The 16,133-nt window shown below is 59.8% G+C and carries 14 protein-coding genes and 1 tRNA gene; 4 read left to right on the top strand and 11 right to left on the bottom strand.

Annotation, left to right across the window (positions count from 1 at the left end; genetic code table 11):
* Positions 1–121: 121 nt before the first annotated feature.
* The 5 genes from OXR61_RS11605 to OXR61_RS11585 all read right to left on the bottom strand — a co-directional run bounded on the left by OXR61_RS11605 (position 122) and on the right by OXR61_RS11585 (position 5,709).
* Positions 122–808 carry a GntR family transcriptional regulator gene (locus OXR61_RS11605; protein ID WP_021509299.1) on the bottom strand — a complete coding sequence of 229 codons (687 nt, stop codon included), beginning with the start codon at positions 806–808 and terminating at the stop codon, positions 122–124.
* 99 nt (positions 809–907) lie between these two features.
* The gene (locus tag OXR61_RS11600; RefSeq protein ID WP_021509300.1) at positions 908–2,368 is read right to left on the bottom strand and encodes a mannitol dehydrogenase family protein; all 1,461 of its coding nucleotides are present in this window, start codon (positions 2,366–2,368) and stop codon (positions 908–910) included.
* A 52-nt stretch (positions 2,369–2,420) separates the two neighbouring features.
* On the bottom strand, positions 2,421–3,704 hold the full coding sequence (locus OXR61_RS11595) for an MFS transporter (protein WP_021509301.1): 1,284 nt from the start codon (positions 3,702–3,704) through the stop codon (positions 2,421–2,423).
* 151 nt (positions 3,705–3,855) lie between these two features.
* Positions 3,856–4,866, bottom strand: coding sequence for a Zn-dependent oxidoreductase (locus OXR61_RS11590; RefSeq protein WP_021509302.1), 1,011 nt, complete (start codon positions 4,864–4,866; stop codon positions 3,856–3,858).
* 297 nt (positions 4,867–5,163) lie between these two features.
* Positions 5,164–5,709 carry a chorismate mutase gene (locus OXR61_RS11585; RefSeq protein WP_021509303.1) on the bottom strand — a complete coding sequence of 182 codons (546 nt, stop codon included), beginning with the start codon at positions 5,707–5,709 and terminating at the stop codon, positions 5,164–5,166.
* A gap of 230 nt (positions 5,710–5,939) precedes the next feature.
* On the opposite strand from OXR61_RS11585, the gene OXR61_RS11580 reads away from it, so the two are divergent.
* The 3 genes from OXR61_RS11580 to OXR61_RS11570 are packed head-to-tail and all read left to right on the top strand — an operon-like array spanning position 5,940 to position 8,217.
* A complete protein-coding gene (locus tag OXR61_RS11580; RefSeq protein WP_021509304.1) occupies positions 5,940–6,575 on the top strand; it encodes a hypothetical protein in 636 nt (211 codons plus the stop codon).
* A 41-nt stretch (positions 6,576–6,616) separates the two neighbouring features.
* On the top strand, positions 6,617–7,447 hold the full coding sequence (locus OXR61_RS11575; protein ID WP_031280057.1) for a cytochrome b/b6 domain-containing protein: 831 nt from the start codon (positions 6,617–6,619) through the stop codon (positions 7,445–7,447).
* Positions 7,444–8,217: a molybdopterin-binding protein gene (locus tag OXR61_RS11570; protein WP_021509306.1), complete on the top strand. Its 774-nt coding sequence runs from the start codon at positions 7,444–7,446 to the stop codon at positions 8,215–8,217. The genes OXR61_RS11575 and OXR61_RS11570 overlap by 4 nt, the downstream gene beginning before the upstream one ends.
* Before the next feature lie 55 nt (positions 8,218–8,272).
* Here the strand turns inward: OXR61_RS11570 and OXR61_RS11565 are convergent.
* Positions 8,273–8,348 (bottom strand) — tRNA-Asn (locus OXR61_RS11565).
* A 308-nt stretch (positions 8,349–8,656) separates the two neighbouring features.
* On the opposite strand from OXR61_RS11565, the gene OXR61_RS11560 reads away from it, so the two are divergent.
* Entirely contained in the window at positions 8,657–9,778 is a 1,122-nt protein-coding gene (locus tag OXR61_RS11560) for a Gfo/Idh/MocA family oxidoreductase (RefSeq protein WP_021509307.1), read from the top strand.
* Between the two features lie 132 nt (positions 9,779–9,910).
* Here the strand turns inward: OXR61_RS11560 and yegS are convergent, their stop codons facing one another.
* The 5 genes from yegS to mdtD all read right to left on the bottom strand — a co-directional run bounded on the left by yegS (position 9,911) and on the right by mdtD (position 16,055).
* Positions 9,911–10,810 (bottom strand): lipid kinase YegS, encoded by a 900-nt coding sequence (gene yegS, locus OXR61_RS11555; RefSeq protein ID WP_021509308.1) that lies wholly within the window; start codon positions 10,808–10,810, stop codon positions 9,911–9,913.
* 229 nt (positions 10,811–11,039) lie between these two features.
* Entirely contained in the window at positions 11,040–12,410 is a 1,371-nt protein-coding gene (gene yegQ, locus OXR61_RS11550; protein ID WP_021509309.1) for a tRNA 5-hydroxyuridine modification protein YegQ, read from the bottom strand.
* A gap of 139 nt (positions 12,411–12,549) precedes the next feature.
* On the bottom strand, positions 12,550–13,257 hold the full coding sequence (baeR, locus tag OXR61_RS11545; RefSeq protein ID WP_031280058.1) for a two-component system response regulator BaeR: 708 nt from the start codon (positions 13,255–13,257) through the stop codon (positions 12,550–12,552).
* 9 nt (positions 13,258–13,266) lie between these two features.
* Positions 13,267–14,652, bottom strand: a complete 1,386-nt coding sequence (gene baeS / locus OXR61_RS11540) for a two-component system sensor histidine kinase BaeS (protein ID WP_021509311.1) — start codon at positions 14,650–14,652, stop codon at positions 13,267–13,269.
* Entirely contained in the window at positions 14,649–16,055 is a 1,407-nt protein-coding gene (gene mdtD, locus OXR61_RS11535) for a multidrug transporter subunit MdtD (RefSeq protein WP_031280060.1), read from the bottom strand. The genes baeS and mdtD overlap by 4 nt, the downstream gene beginning before the upstream one ends.
* Between the last annotated feature and the right edge of the window lie 78 nt (positions 16,056–16,133).

Raw genomic sequence — 16,133 nt, 5'->3', positions numbered from 1 at the left:
TTAATTCTCTGACAGCTTACTGGAACAGCTCCCTCTCCCGGTGGGAGAGGGCCGGGGTGAGGGCATCAAACCGCACCGCATCACACCCCACAGCATCACATCGCAAGCTCACCCCACAACACTACGGCCCTTCAAACCATTCGCTGTTGCGCTCGGCAATCGGCGTGATGGTCAGAATCATCTCCTGCAGATGTCGCCGCATCGCCTTCTCCGCCGCATCGGCATCTTGCGCTTTCAGCGCGGCAAATATCTCTTCGTGCTGCTGAATCAGGCTCTCCGGCGGCGACACTTCGCTTAGCGTCAGAAAGCGCACGCGGTCCATCGTCGCTTTAATGTTCTCCACCGTTTCCCACGCCAGCAGACAGTCAATGCCTTCGGCAATCAACCGGTGAAACTCATCGTCGAGCGCCAGAAACGCCTGGCTGTCGTGGCGTTCCGCTGCCAGACGCTGCAGCTGCAGATTGTGTTCCAGCGCCATCAGTCCGGTGGCAGCGATCTCCAGCGCGGCGCGGCGAACCACGGCGATCTCCACCGCTTCACGGATGAAACGGCCGTCGGCGACGCGCTGAGCGGAGATTTTGCGCACGAAGGTGCCGCGCTGCGGCAGAACCTGCACCAGACCGGCTTCCGCCAGTTTGATGAAGGCTTCCCGCACCGGCTGCCGCGACACGTTGAAGCGCGCCGACACTTCTTTCTCCGACAGCAGCGAGCCCGGATGGATCACGCAGGTCACGATATCCTTCCGCAGATAGCGATAAATCTGCTGATTTACCGGTTCGCTGGTGGTTATGGTATAGGCAATCGACATGCAGCAATATCCGTATTACGGCTGGCCGCCGCCAGCCCGATGAGAAAGCGTCAGTCTAATCAGCACGCTGCGTCTGCGCTACACATTTGTGCAGGCGGCTTAGCCTTCTGTGACCAGCGCCTGCACCGTGGCGTGTGCACCGGTAAGCCGCAGCTGCTGATACAGCTCGGTAAGCCGCGTAACAAACACTGAGTGATAACGTAAATCGTCGCCGAACACCGCCTGCAGGCGCAGTAAGGCCTCAACGCGTTGCGGGCCATCCTCGCTATTGGCAACAATGCTGGCCAGCTGCGCGCTGAGCGGATCGCGAACCTCAATCGCCGCGCCCTGCTCATCGACGCCGCTGATATAGCGCATCCAGCCTGCTACGCCCAGCAGCAGATAATCACAGGCCGTCCCGTTACGCAGATGCCAGCGCACGCTATCCAGCAGGCGCTGTGGCAGCTTCTGTGTACCGTCGGTGGCGATTTGATAAGTGCGATGTTTAATCGCCCGGTTTTCGTAACGGGCGATCAGCGAGTCGGCATAGGCGACCAAATCAACATCCTGCGTGCGCAGCGTGGATGCCTGATCCTGCAGCATCAGCGCGCGCGCCGCCTGACGAAAATTGGCATCGGCCATGCAATCGCTGATGTGCTGATACCCGGCCAGATAGCCGAGATAAGCCAGGAACGAGTGGCTGCCGTTGAGCATGCGCAGCTTCATCTCTTCGTACGGCAGCACATCACGCACCAGCTCCGCACCGGCCTGTTCCCACGCCGGGCGGCCGCTGACGAAGTTATCTTCAATCACCCACTGGAAAAAAGGTTCGGCTTCCACCGCCACCGGATCGCGACTGCCCAGCCGCGCTTCCAGCGTCGCGAAAGCTTCATCAGTCATCGCCGGTACGATGCGATCCACCATGGTTGAGGGAAAGGTGAGGTGGGTCTGAATGTAATCCGCCAGCGCCGGGCTGCGGCGCTGCGCCAGCTGGGTAATCACATTGCGCGTAACGTGGCCGTTCTCCGGCATGTTGTCACACGACATCACGCTGAAAGGCGGCAGATCGCGCTGGCGACGGCGTTCAATCGCCGCCAGGATCACGCCGGGCAGCGAGCGCGGCGCGTCAGGATGCGCCACATCGTGCACGATGTCAGGATGCGTCAGGTCGAGCTGGCCGCTCGACGGCAGCGAACAGTAGCCTTTTTCCGTGACCGTCATCGACACGATGGCGATTTCCGGCTGGCTCATCGCTTCAATCACCGCCTCAATACCGTCACTTTTCGCGTGCAGCGCCTGGGTAATTATGCCAACAATGCGCGTGTGCAGGCTGTCGTCGGCCATTTCGGTCACGCTGTACAGCAAATCCTGCTGGCGCAGAGCGGCGATCAGCGCGCCGCTGTTGAGATTCACTTCGCAGTAGCCCCAGTCGCTGCCGTGCTGCGCCAGTTGGTCAGTGGCCAGCGCCTGATGCGCGCGGTGAAAGGCACCAAAACCGATGTGCACCATGCGGGTTTTCAGCTGGCTGCGGTCGTAAGTGGGGCGCTGTACGTCAGCGGGAAGGCGATCGGGTTGTAACATGCATAATCCTTGTGGCAAACGGGGCGCGCGGCGCCCCGGCAGAGTCATTCGATTAAACGGAAACCGGTTTGTCGCTGGCTTTCGGGCTGCGAATCACAAACAGCACCAGCAGCGCGCCAAGTGCCGCTACCACGCCCGCCAGCACAAAGGCGCTGTCAAATTTGCCGGTGTGCTGCACGATGAAGCCGGTAACGATCGGGCCGATAATGCCGGACAGGCTGCCAATCAGGTGAATAAAGCCGCTGATGCTGCCGACGCGGCTCTTGTGCACCACATCCTGAATAATCGCCCAGTAAATGGCACCGGTGATGTAGAGGAAGAAGATGGAGATCGACATCATGATCACTGCCGAATTCACCTCTTTGATGGTGCCCGCCAGCGCCACACATATCGCTGCCGCCAGCAGCGACACTACCAGCACAATCTTGCGCGATAGCAGCAGCTTACCGGTGATATTAAAGATTTTATCGGAAATCCAGCCGCCCAGCGCCAGGCCAATGAAGCCGACAATCCACGGGATCATGGTCGTGATGCTCATGGCTTTGATATCCAGCCCGTGCGCCTGCACCAGATAGGCCGGGAACCAGCTCAGGAAGAAGAACAGAATGTAGTTGTAGCAGAAGAAGGCGAACGCGGTGACGAGGATAATCGGCTGACGCAGATAGTAGCCCATGCCGTGCGCTTTGCCGTCCGCGTCGATGATATCTGCCGGCTCTTCCGCTTTCAGTTTCTCTACCAGCGCGCGCTCCTGCGCAGAGACGCGCTTACTGCGCGCCGGATTGTCGGCGGCGAAGAAGAACCACAGCGCCATCCACACCAGACCAATCAGGCAGATCACCACAAACGCCGGACGCCAGCCGAAGGAGAGCGCCAGGTAGCCGACAATCGGCCCGGCGACCGCGCCGCCGAGCGGGGAACCGGCACTCAGCAGGCCCATGGCGGTGGCGGCCTGCTTTTTCGGAAACCAGCCATTGATGGCTTTGTTGGCCGAGGCGCAAATCGGACCTTCCGCCATGCCGAACAGTACGCGCAGAATCATCATCGACCAGAAACCGGTCGCCAGTGCGGTCATGCCGCAGAACAGCGACCACATGCCGACGGCGGTGCCGAGCACAATCGTCGGGCCGAATTTATCGGTGGCTAAACCGCCAATAAAATTGAACAGCGCATAGCCGAAGAAGAAGCTGCCGAAGATCAGGCCGAACTGCTCGGCATTGATCATCAGATCTTTTTCCACCAGCGGCACGGTGAGCGACAGGGCAATACGATCGAGGTAGTTGATCATATAAACCAGGAACAGCAGCAGTACGAGGGTCCAGCGTAGATTCTTCAGCATAGAAACTCCGTTTCCCTGTTCTTCTTCAGGCTGCAGCGTCACGGGGAGATGACCTTGATGACCGCGGCGCTGCGCCTGATTTATGCAGGGGATTATTGTTGTGGCCGGCGGGTACGCACCGGTATCAGGGACATCTGGTGTGGCGCATCACTCAATCCATTTGCAGGATCACTTTGCAGCAGGTGCGCGGGTCTTGTTCAAACAGCGTCATGGCGCGCTCGATCTGCGCCAGCGGGAAATAGTGGGTGACCAGTTTCTCCGGCTGGATCAGCCCCTGTTCCAGCCACGCAATTACCTCCGGGAAGCGGTTGCTGTTCAGGCGCGAGGTAAACAGCGACAGCTCTTTGCTGGTCAACGCCTGCTGCGTCAGGCTGCACGGCTCAGCAGAAAACCCGAGCAGGCCAATGCGCGCTGCCGGCGAGGCCAGCGCAGCCGCTTCAGCGAGGATCGCCGGATGGCAGGCGGCGTCGATAAGCAGCGTCGGCTGAACGCCTTCCAGCTGCGCCGCCAGCGGGATCTCGCTGTTGTTGAACAGGCGATCGGCACCGTTTTGCTGCGCCAGCGCCAGCCGCTCTGGCAGGCGGTCCACCACCAGTACCTGCTGTACGCCGTATACGCCTTTCAGCACCTGAATGGCGGTCAGCCCCATCGGACCGGCACCGTAAATCAGCGCCACATCCTGTGGCTGCGGCTTGAGGAACGCCGTGATATTCGCGGCAATGGTGAAGGGCTCAACCAGGCTGGCGAGTTGGTCGGGAATGCTCGCCGGCAGGCGATGGGCATTTTTTGCTGGCGCCACCGCATACTCGCTGAAGCCGCCGTCGCGGTGGACGCCAATCACCTGCAGTGACTGACAGACATTAGGACGGCCAACGGAGCAGGGATAGCAGTGGCCGCAGCTCACCACCGGATCGACCGCCACGCGCTCGCCCAGCCGGCTGGCATCAACGTCCTGTCCGACCGCGTCAATCACGCCGAAGAACTCATGGCCGATGACGCGCGGATAGCGGGCAAATGGATTGTGACCGTGCCAGATGTGCACGTCAGAGCCACAGATGCTGGCAAATTTCACTTTTACCCGTACTTCATCAGCGGCGGGCTGCGGCAGCGCGCGCTCGGCCAGCAGCAGTTTGCCCGGTTGTTCAATCACCACACTTTTCATCATTCACTCCTGGCTGGTGGCCTGAAGGCGCGGCACACCAGTAATAACGCGACAGTAATGACGAAAAAATACGCGCAATAATACTACCATACAAGTTGCTGTTGCAGAGTTGTGAACGCAATCACAGAGCGGATGGGGTAGTTGTAAAGAGAGGTTTAAGAATGGCGTTGCGGTGCGCATCACTGCGCACCCTGTAAAGTCGTTACCCGGATTACAGGGTCGGCATTCAGGGCGACCGGAATAAACGCAGCAAAATGACAGGCCTGCGGCGATCGACGGCTCGCTCGCCGCGTAACATCACGGCTGCCGTAGCGTCACCGCGCTGAGCGTGCGCCACAATAACTCTTTATCCTGCGGTGACACATTACGCTGCTGAATGTCGCGCATAAATTCGGCCTTCTGTGGTGCCTGCAGCGTCGTGCCCTGTTTCAACTGCGCGGCAAGCTGCGTCAGAATCGCGTCGCTGTAATGACCAATGCTTTTGCGCACCTCATCCAGCGGACGCGGCTGCCAGTGCGGCTCCGGCGTTGCCAGCCAGTCGGCGCGATAGCGATACTGCACCGCTTTCGCCACATCCATCTGTGCCTGAATAAACGGCTGCACCGTGGCATCGTCCAGGCCCAGCTGACGCGCTTCCGCCAGGGCTTTGTCCAGCACCTTGCGCTCCTGACCCAAATCTTCAATCGGCTGATGATGCTGCGCTTTATAACCCGCCACATCCTTCATGTAAGACAAGCGCGTGTTAATAAGCTGGCCCGGCGAAGGACTGCTGAGTTCTGCCGCGGCGGCGGAACAGCTGCAAATCAGCAGCGCTAACGTGGCCGATCGTAACTGCATTTCCATACTGATGCTCCCAATGTTCAACCCAGGCGCTGGATCTGCGCGAGGCTCAGGCTAAGACAAAATAATGACATGACAAAGTACAGGGTGAAAAATTATCTTGTTTTTTAATCTACCAACTAGTAGGTTTGTTTTCCAGCGCCTTTTGCCGCAATGTTATTGCGCTTTGGGTTGAATGATTTCTGGCACAGGGCTGCCGCTGAGGCAGCGCTTATCATCAAAAGGAACACTCCATGACGGTCTTATCACATCACAAACGCCTTTCACTGCTGATTGCCGGTTCACTGCTGGCCGGCGCCACGCTGTCGCCGGCGATGGCGGCAGAGATGGCAGGGCAAAAAGTGCAGGTACGTGGCGTTGTTGAATCGGTAAACGGGCAGCAGCTCACTATCAAGTCACGCGAAGGATCGGAGGTCAGCGTGGCCATGAAGCCAGGCGCGATGGTGTCTGCGGTGGCGAAGGCCAGCATCAGCGACATTAAAAAGGGCGATTACGTGGGCATTGCCTCGCTGCCGAAAGCGGGCGGCGGAGATGGCGCGCTCGAAGTGCTGATTTTCCCGGCGCAGCTGAAAGGCGCAGGCGAGGGCAACTTCAGCTGGGATCTGAAGCCGGGCAGCTCAATGACCAACGCCACGGTCGCCAATAGCGTCACCTCGGTGGATAACAGCGAAGTGACGGTGAGCTATCACGGCCATCAGAAAAAAATTGCCATTCCGGCCGGTACGCCGGTGGTGACGCTGGCGGCGGCCACCCCGGATGACCTGAAACCCGGCACCACGGTGTTTGTTCCGGCCGAGAAGGGCGCCGACGGTAAGCTCACCGCAGGCAATATCATTGTCGGCAAAAACGGCGTAGTGCCGCCGATGTAATCCGGCTCCAGCCAGGCCTCGCCTGGCTGGTAAGGGGCTTGATGATGCAACAGCCTTCACCTTCCCGCAGTAAAACCCTAATCCGTCGTCATTCGCTGCTGGTGCGCGTGACGCACTGGGTCAACGCCCTGTGTTTTGCCGTACTGCTGATGAGCGGACTGCAAATCTTTAATGCACATCCGCGTCTGTATGTCGGCCTGTATGGCGCGGACCATGAGCAGCCGGTGTTTGAAATCGGCAATCGTCAGCAGCAGGGATTTGTCCGGCTCGGCTCGCTGCAACTGAATACCACCGGCGTGCTCGGTGTCTCGAAGCTGGAGGGCACGCTCACAGCGCGCGCGTTCCCCGGCTGGATGACGCTGCCGTCGTGGCAGGATTTGGGAGCCGGTCGCCACTGGCACTTCTTTTTTGCCTGGCTGCTGCTGTTCAACGGCGTGATTTATCTGCTGCACGGTTTCTGGCATCGGCATTTCCGCCGCGATCTGTTGCCCGACCGTCAGCAACTGGGCGCGCGTCATTTGTGGCAGGAGATTTGCGACCACGCCCGGCTGCGCTTCGCCCGCGGTGAAGCGGCGCGGCGCTATAACGCGTTGCAGAAACTCAGCTATCTGCTGGTGATCTTCATACTGCTGCCGCTGATGCTGCTCAGTGGATTAACCCTGTCGCCAGCGCTGGATGCGGCACTGCCGTTTTTACCCGATCTGTTTGGCGGCCGTCCCACGGCGCGCACGGTGCACTTTATCACCGCCACGCTGCTGGTGCTGTTTGTGCTGGTGCATGTGGTGATGGTGCTGGTATCAGGCGTGTTCAATAACCTGCGTTCGATGATCACCGGCCGTTACGCGATCGACAAAGAGGATACCCCATCATGAAAATCGAGCTGTCGCGTCGCCGCCTGCTGCTGGGCGCGCTGTCCGGCGCCGGCGCGGCGCTGCTGAGCGGTTGCGATCAACTGACGCAAAACGACACGGTCAGCGGCTGGCTCAATCAGACCGAGCGGCTGACGCGTGCCAGCCAGCGCCTGCTGGGCGGCCAGCGGCTGGCACCGGAGTTCAGCGAGGCCGATATTTCACCGCTGTTCCGCGCCAACGGCACGCAAATGCCCGACTCCGACGAGTATGCGCGTTTGCTGGCGAACGGGTTTGCCGACTGGCGGCTGCGCGTCACCGGGCTGGTGCAACAGCCGCTGAGTTTATCGCTCAGCGATCTGCAGCGTTTTCCCAGTCGCACACAAATCACCCGTCACGACTGCGTGGAGGGCTGGAGCGCGATTGGCAAATGGCAGGGCGTACCGCTCGGACTGGTGCTGGATGCAGCGCGCCTGCGGCCAGGTGCCCGCTACGTGGTGTTCCTGTGTGCCGATGAGCTGGAGCAGACGCTGGACGGCAGCGGACGCTACTATGAAAGCATCGATCTGCAGGATGCGTGGCATCCGCAAACGCTGCTGGCTTACCGCATGAACGACCAGCCGTTACCGGTGGCGCACGGCGCGCCGCTGCGTCTCCGGGTCGAGCGCCAGCTCGGTTACAAGCACGCCAAGTATCTGATGGAAATTAAAGTGGTGGATTCGTTTGCCCAGCTGTGGGGCGGACGCGGCGGCTACTGGGAAGATCGCGGTTACGAGTGGTATGGCGGGATCTGAAGTTCAGAACGCCGAAAAGCAAAAAGCCTGCTTTAAAAGCAGGCTTTTCTAAATCTGGCTCCTCTGACTGGACTCGAACCAGTGACATACGGATTAACAGTCCGCCGTTCTACCGACTGAACTACAGAGGAATCGTTTGGAACGGGGCGCATATTATCGGGCAGGCTGTGGCTTGTCAAAGCTCTTTTTCACAATTTTTTCTGACTGCTGAATAAAGCGTCAATTGCCCGACGCGGGCCCGCGCGATGGCGCGAATTAGCGCCAGCACTGCGCCTGATTGTGAGAGATGTCACCAATGCTATGCAAAATTACATTCTGATTTGTCGCTTCTGTCAGATACCTCGCATGTATGATCACAGATATTTCATTTCGCCGTTGTCGCCGCCCAAAACGAAACATATATTCCGGGAAACTCATCCCCGTGAACCGCAGGTGCAGCATGAACAAAGTCAGAATCGGTATGATTGGCAGTGGATATATTGGGCGTTGTCACGCGATTGCCTATGCGCAGGCACCCACGGTGTTCGCCCTGAAGGGCGAGATTGTGCGCGAGATGCTGGCAGAGGTGAATCCGGCGCTGGCGGCGCAGCAGGCGGCGACGTTTGGCTTTGCCCGTTCGACGGGCGACTGGCGCGAGCTGGTGCGCGATCCGCACATCGACGTGGTCGATATCTGCGCGCCCAATTTCCTGCACAAAGAGATGGCGCTGGAGGCGATTCGCCACGGCAAGCACGTTTACTCCGAAAAGCCGCTGTCGCTCTCGGTGGCCGATGCCGAAGAGATGGTGCAGGCGGCAGAGCAGGCGGGGGTGAAAACCCTGGTAGGCTTCAACTACATGAAAAACCCCACCAGTCAGCTGGCACGGGAGATTATTGCGTGCGGTGAGATCGGCGAGGTGGTGCACTTTTACGGCACCCATAACGAAGATTATCTGGCGCGCGCGGAGACGCCGCTCGACTGGCACTGCCAGAAAGCGCTGGCCGGTCTCGGCGCGCTTGGCGATCTGGCGGCGCATATCGTCAACATGGCGCACTATCTGGTCGGTGATATTGATGAGGTGAGCGGTGACATGATGACGGTGATCAAACAGCGACCGGATCCGAAGGCGCCGTCACGTCTGCTGCCGGTGGAAAATGAAGATCAGGCCAGCGCGCTGCTGCGCTTTAAAAATGGCGCGCACGGCGTGATTGAAACCTCGCGTATCGCCTGCGGCAGCAAGATGGGGCTGACTTATGTGGTGACCGGCACCAAAGGCACGCTGCGCTACACGCAGGAGCGCATGGCTGAACTGGAACTGTATCTGCACGACGATCCGGCCGGTCGCCAGGGCTTTAAAACCATTCTCACCGGTCCGGCGCACCCGGATTACGCCAGCTTCTGCGTCTCGGCCGGCCACGGCATCGGTTTTAACGATCAGAAAACGGTCGAGATTCGCGATCTGATTAACGGCATCGCCGCCGGCGATCGCATGTGGCCGGATTTTGCCGAAGGGCTGCAGGTGCAGAAGGTGCTGGAAGCGGTGGCGATTTCCGCCGTGGAGCGCCGCTGGATGAAGGTGTGATGCAGAGCGTCAGCCGCAGACGCACGTAACCGGTCGCCATCAATGGCGACCCTACACTGTGCGTGCAGGGATGGCGATCCTCACAGGGTGCGCATTTATGCGCACCGGGATAATGCAGAAATTTTCCAAAGATTACGCCAGCAACGGACACTGCGGCGGCAGGCGGCAGCTCAACGCGCCGGGCTGCACCTCAATCTCAAACTCGCTGCCGGACAGCGGCTCGCCGTCGAGGTTAAAGGTCATCTCATGCGGTGAACGGATGGTCAGTGACGTCAGCTGTGCCGCGACAATGTTCGGGTTTTCATCGTCGCGCGTCAGCGAGTGCAGCAGCGTTGGCAGCAGCTCTTGGGCGGTTACGATGCTGAGATTGAGCTGTCCGTCGTTGATCAGCGCTTCCGGGCACAACCGCTGCCCGCCACCGGCCTGACGGCCATTGCCAATGCCAATCACCAGCGCGTCACCCTGCCAGTGAAAGCCCGGTCCGCTGATTTCGCAGCTGTCCGGCTTCAGCGCATCAACGCGCATCAGGCCATGAATAAAATAGGAGACGCCGCCCAGCGCCGATTTCAGTTTCTCCGGCGTTTCGGTGGTGATGCGCGTGCCAAAACCGCCGGTCGCCATGTTGATGAAGTAACGGTCGCCGTTCACCCGCGCCAGATCGATGGCCGTGGCTTTGCCCAGTACCGCCAGCCGCAGTGCCGCTTCCATTTCTGCCGGGATACCGGCGCTGGTAGCAAAATCGTTGGCAGTGCCAAGCGGTAAAATCCCCAGCACCGGCCGCTGCGCGGGCGGCAGGGCGGCCAGCGCGGTGGCAATCTCATTGATGGTGCCATCGCCGCCGCCAGCCACCACGGTTTCCGCCTGCAGCTGCAGCGCTTCCTGCACGTAGCGGTCACCGTCGCCTTTTTCCCAGGTCACGCGCACCGCCAGGTTAAAGCCTTCGTCGCGCAGGGTATTCACGGCGGCACGCAACTCTTCATTGCCTGCGCCTTTTCCATTCAGAATCAGCAAAGTGAGGGGTTTATTTTGCATTATCGCTTCCCTGATGAGTAAGACAGAGCTGTGGTTATAGCATAGCTGCGGCGGGAACTTTATCGGCGAACGATGAAAAAAAGAAAACCCGCACGGGGGAGCCGGGCGGGTGAATGAGGTGGTTCCTGGTACTACCTGCTGTTTGTTGTTACTCGTTAGCAGCAGGCGCGATTCTAAAGCGCGGCGAAGCGGCGGTCTGTGATCCTGTTCTAACTTCGCCGTTTTCTTTTCATTTAGTGCGATTTTTACCGTGTGGATCGTAAGTGCTATTACCGTCGGTAAAATTGCGCAGCAGCAGCGCATAGGCCAGATCGACCCCCTCCGGCACGCTGATCCAGACGCGATGACCATCACCCGGCGCCACCTCAACCGCGGCACCCTTGTCATTCTGCATCGCCTGCAGCGTGCAGTTGAGATTGCCGTCCGGCGTCATGATCTCCACGCTATCGCCCAGCATGAATTTGTTCTTCACCGCCACCTGCGCCCACGTACCGCGCCGTTCACCGGTAAATTCACCAACAAACTGCTGACGCTCCGAAATGGAAAAACCCTGCTCGTAGTTTTGATAGCTGTCATGGGTATGGCGACGCAAAAAACCTTCGGTATAGCCGCGATGCGCCAGCCCTTCCAGCGTCTCCAGCAGTGCCGGATCGAAAGGTTTGCCGGCGGCCGCGTCGTCGATTGCGCGGCGGTACACCTGCGCGGTACGCGCGCAGTAGTAGAACGATTTGGTGCGGCCCTCAATTTTCAGCGAATGCACGCCCATCTGGCTCAGGCGTTCGACGTGCGCCACCGCGCGCAGATCTTTCGAGTTCATGATGTAGGTGCCGTGCTCATCTTCGAACGCGCTCATCACCTCGCCTGGCTTCATCTTCTCTTCCAGCAGGAATACCCGGTCGGTGGGCTGACCGACGCCGAGCGTCGCGGGCTGCACCGCAACCGGCTGATGAAAGCCAACAATGTTGCCGACCTCATCCTGCTGGCCTTCGGCCACGTTATATTCCCAGCGGCAGGCGTTGGTACAGGTGCCCTGATTGGGATCGCGCTTATTCAGATAGCCAGAGAGCAGGCAGCGGCCGGAGTAGGCCATGCACAGCGCGCCGTGGACAAAGATTTCAATCTCCATCTCCGGCACCTGCTGGCGAATTTCGGCGATCTCCTCCAGCGACAGCTCGCGCGACAGAATCACGCGCGTCAGCCCCATCTGCTGCCAGAACTTCACCGTGGCCCAGTTCACCGCGTTAGCCTGCACCGACAGGTGAATCGGCATCTGCGGGAAGGCTTCGCGCACCAGCATGATCAGGCCGGGATCGGACATGATCAGCGCATCCGGCTGCATCTCGATAACCGGCGTCAGATCGCGGATAAAGGTTTTCAGCTTGGCGTTGTGCGGGGCAATGTTCACCACAACGTAAAACTTCTTGCCGAGCGCGTGCGCCTCGCTGATGCCTTTGGCGAGGTTTTCATGGGTGAATTCGTTATTGCGCACGCGCAGGCTGTAGCGCGGCTGGCCGGCATACACCGCATCGGCGCCGTAGGCAAAGGCGTAACGCATATTTTTCAGCGTGCCTGCCGGCGAAAGCAGTTCGGGTTTAAGCATGGGAAGTTCTCACTGATGTCAGGTCAGCATGCCATCACGGATGGCACGTGCAGCGGCCGCGTCAGGCGGCCCTGCAAAAGGTGGGGAATTGTAGGCAGGGCGACTCCCGATGTAAATTGACCTGGATCAATCTAAGCGGTTACAGCAGGCGGCCAACATCCGCTTCCCAGCGATATCCCATGCCGTACACGGCGCGAATAAACGGCTGTTCGGCATCAAGGTTCTCCAGCTTGCGCCGCAGGTTCTTGATGTGGCTGTCGATGGTGCGATCGGTGACCACGCGATAGTCGTCATACAGATGGTTCAGCAGTTGCTCGCGCGAGAACACTTTGCCCGGCTCCAGCGCCAGCGTTTTCAGCAGGCGGAACTCGGCGGGCGTCAGCTCCAGCGGCTGTTCGCGCCAGCTGGCCTGAAAACGCCCTTCGTCGATCAGCAGATGCGAGGCCAGCTGCGCCTCTTCTGGCGAACGTTTCACCCGGCGCAGAATGGTTTTCACCCGTGCCACCACTTCACGCGGGCTGAAGGGTTTGCAGATATAGTCGTCAGCGCCAATCTCCAGCCCGAGCAGGCGATCGATCTCTTCCGTGCGTGCGGTCACCATGATAATCGGCAGTTCAGAGAAGCGGCGGATTTCCCGACACAGCGTCAGGCCGTCACGGCCCGGCAGCATCAAATCCAGCAGCATCAGGTCTGGCGGCGTTTGTTGCACATAACTCAGTACCGCGTTGCCATCGGCGAGGTGATGCGTGCGGTAGTTTGACGCCTGCAGATAATCAATCATCAGCTGCGCCAGTTTGGGTTCGTCTTCCACAACAAGAATCAGGGGATCGCTATTTTCCGTGCTCATAAAGGGTGTCTAGTAAGGAACATACGGCAAGTTTAGCGTGATTTTCAGCCCACCTAAATCAGAGTCGGCCGCATTAATGCTGCCGTCATGCGCCTCAACAATATTCTTGCAGATCGCCAGACCGAGCCCGGAGCCGCCGCTGGCGCGATTGCGCGAGCTTTCGGCGCGGAAGAAGCGCTCAAACAGCTGTGCCTGCTGCTGGCGCTCGACGCCCGGTGCGCTGTCGGCAAACTGCAGCTGCCACTGCTCGCCGCTGAGCTGCATACTGAGCTGCACCGTGCCGCCGGCATCGGTGTAGCGCAGGCTGTTTTCCAGCAGGTTAGTAAACAGCTGCATCAGCCGGTCCGGATCGCCAAAGCTGCTGGCCTGCGCCGGCAACATCAGGCTGAGCGTCAACCCCCGGCTGCGATAGCGTTCGCCAAAACTGCCCGCCACCACCTCCAGCAGACTGACCAGATCCACCGGCTGTTTGCGGTAGGCGAGGGCGCCCGCGTCGGAGAGCGACAGCTGGTGCAGGTCTTCCACCAGTTGGGTCAGCAGCGCGACTTCACTCTGCAGCGAACTGATGGCGTCGGGCGTAAGCTTGCGTACGCCATCCTGCATCGCCTCCAGCTCACCGCGCAAAATCGCCAGCGGCGTACGCAGCTCATGGGAAATATCGGCCATAAAGGCGCGCCGGTTGCTCTCATTTTTCTCCAGCGAGCGCGCCAGCTGGTTGAAGTCGCGTGCCAGCTGACCAATTTCGTCGCTGCTGCCGACCTCTACCCGGGTGGTAAATTTGCCCGCCGCCAGCTGATGGGTGCCGTCCACCAGCCGTTTCACCGGCGCCAGCAGACCGCGCGCCAGCAGCCAGGTGACCAGCGCGGCCAGCAGCGTGGTGAGGCCGACAATCAGCCAGCTGGTCTGGCGCTGCTGATGGTCAAAGTTGATATCGGTGCTGCGCGTCAGTCGCTCGGCGGGCGACGCAATCACCCAGCCAACAATCTTGCCGTTGCTGGTGGTGATATTGCGGCGCGAGCCTTCCGGCGGCACCGGCGAGCGCGGGCCGGACAGTATTTTGTACTGCTGATCGATAATCCAGAACTGGGTGCGCCAGCCGTGCGGCGGCAGCTGCGTGCCGCTGCCGGGGTTCTGTTCCAGCGAGCGCAGAATGGTGAAAATCAGCCGGTCGTTGTTACGCAAAAAATCCCAGCTACCGTGCTGTTCGTATTGATCGGCCAGCGCATCGCTCAGCAGCGTCAGGCGCTGCTCGTTGCCCTTTTTGATGTAATCGACAAAGCCATGCTCAAAGCTGAGGCGCACGCCCCAGTGCATGGTGATGATCACCAGCATGCAGGTGGAAAAAATCGCCATGAACAGTTTGGCGCTGATGCCGAGTTTTACCGGCTGCTTCATCCTTTTCTCCTGCCTCTCAGGTCCACGTTTTTACTCACATCGGCGGGTACGCGCCAGAACACCAGTGCCGGCAGCGCAATCACCAGCGCCATGCACAAATAGGTGTACATAAAGGTTTGATGGGTCGCGGCGCTGTCGCTCACCGCGCCATGGCCGAAAGCGCCGAGCAGCAGACCGGCCACGGTGACGCCGATACTCATCGACAGCTGCATGATCATCGACAGCAGGCTGTTGCCGCTCGAGGCCAGCTCGTCCGGCAGCTCTTTCAGCGTCAGGGTATTCATGGACGAAAAGCGGATGGCATTGACCATGCCCTGCAACAGCAGCACCACGGGCAGCAGCCAGATCCAGCCGAGCAGCGCCACCACGGGAAACAGCAGCACCACCAGCGCCAGCGCCAGCGTGCCGCCCACCAGCGCGTTACGATAGCCAAACAGGTTCACGATGCGCACCACCACACGTTTGATGCCCATGTTGCCCAGCACCATCGGGATCATCATCAGCCCGGCGTGGAACGGGCTAAAGCCGAGACCCACCTGCAGAAAAATCGGCGTCATGAACGGCAGCATGCCGCTGCCGATGCGGCCGGTGAAGCTGCCGAGCAGGCCGATGGCGTAAATGCGGTTATCAAACAGCTTCAGGCTAAACAGCGCGTTATCGTTGTTGCGGCCGTGCATCAGGTAGAACAGCAGGGAAAACACCCCCAGCAGAATCAGCAGGCACAGCAGCAGCGGTGAGCCGCCGGCGCTGCGCTGGCCGTCGAGCGCCAGCGTCAGCGTAGCCATGCCCACCGCCAGCAGCACAAAACCAAGGAAGTCAAAGCGTCGCGTCTGCATGGTGTAGTTCGGCATCAGCAGAAGCGTGGCAATGGCACCGATGATGCCGACCGGAATGTTGATCAGGAAGATCCAGTGCCAGCTGGCATACTCCACCAGAATGCCGCCCAGCGCCGGGCCGAGCAGCGGGCCAATCTGGCCGGGCAGGGTGACAAAGGTCATGGCCGACATGTACTGCTCACGCGGCACGATTTTCATCACCGTCAGCCGGCCTACCGGCACCATCATCGCGCCGCCGATCCCCTGGACCACGCGCGCCATCACCAGCTGGTCAAGTGACGTGGCGAAGGCACACAGCAGCGAACCGAGGCTAAACAGCACGATGGCGCAGAAGAAGATGTTGCGCACGCCAAAGCGGTCCGCCAGCCAGCCGCTGAGCGGTAGCGTAACCGCCACGGTGAGCACGTAGGAGACAATCACCGAGTGCATATGCAGCGGGCTGACGTTGAGATCGTGGGCCATCGCCGGAATCGCGGTGTTCACGATCGTGGTATCCAGCGTCTGCATAAAAAAGCCGAAGGCCACAATCCACAGTTGCCAGCGGACAGTGGCGGTTTGTGCGTTCATGGTCATCCCTTGTTAACAGTTTCATCAACCGCAGGTCGCGTAGCGGCGCAATTTATCGCGCGTTAAATTGCGCCGCTA

This window comes from Pantoea sp. GM_Pan_4 (genome assembly GCF_026541005.1).
GTDB lineage: Bacteria > Pseudomonadota > Gammaproteobacteria > Enterobacterales > Enterobacteriaceae > Pantoea > Pantoea dispersa.
The sequence above is the reverse complement of the archived record's forward strand: the minus strand, read 5'-3'. Positions and strand labels throughout refer to the sequence as shown.

Coding starts and splice junctions, on each gene's coding strand:
- mdtD (WP_031280060.1), bottom strand. CDS start 16,055: ATGAACGCACAAACCGCCACTGTCCGCTGGCAACTGTGGATTGTGGCC.
- OXR61_RS11605 (WP_021509299.1), bottom strand. CDS start 808: ATGTCGATTGCCTATACCATAACCACCAGCGAACCGGTAAATCAGCAG.
- baeR (WP_031280058.1), bottom strand. CDS start 13,257: ATGAGCACGGAAAATAGCGATCCCCTGATTCTTGTTGTGGAAGACGAA.
- OXR61_RS11570 (WP_021509306.1), top strand. CDS start 7,444: ATGAAAATCGAGCTGTCGCGTCGCCGCCTGCTGCTGGGCGCGCTGTCC.
- baeS (WP_021509311.1), bottom strand. CDS start 14,652: ATGAAGCAGCCGGTAAAACTCGGCATCAGCGCCAAACTGTTCATGGCG.
- OXR61_RS11595 (WP_021509301.1), bottom strand. CDS start 3,704: ATGCTGAAGAATCTACGCTGGACCCTCGTACTGCTGCTGTTCCTGGTT.
- OXR61_RS11575 (WP_031280057.1), top strand. CDS start 6,617: ATGATGCAACAGCCTTCACCTTCCCGCAGTAAAACCCTAATCCGTCGT.
- yegS (WP_021509308.1), bottom strand. CDS start 10,810: ATGCAAAATAAACCCCTCACTTTGCTGATTCTGAATGGAAAAGGCGCA.
- OXR61_RS11590 (WP_021509302.1), bottom strand. CDS start 4,866: ATGAAAAGTGTGGTGATTGAACAACCGGGCAAACTGCTGCTGGCCGAG.
- OXR61_RS11580 (WP_021509304.1), top strand. CDS start 5,940: ATGACGGTCTTATCACATCACAAACGCCTTTCACTGCTGATTGCCGGT.
- OXR61_RS11600 (WP_021509300.1), bottom strand. CDS start 2,368: ATGTTACAACCCGATCGCCTTCCCGCTGACGTACAGCGCCCCACTTAC.
- OXR61_RS11560 (WP_021509307.1), top strand. CDS start 8,657: ATGAACAAAGTCAGAATCGGTATGATTGGCAGTGGATATATTGGGCGT.
- yegQ (WP_021509309.1), bottom strand. CDS start 12,410: ATGCTTAAACCCGAACTGCTTTCGCCGGCAGGCACGCTGAAAAATATG.
- OXR61_RS11585 (WP_021509303.1), bottom strand. CDS start 5,709: ATGGAAATGCAGTTACGATCGGCCACGTTAGCGCTGCTGATTTGCAGC.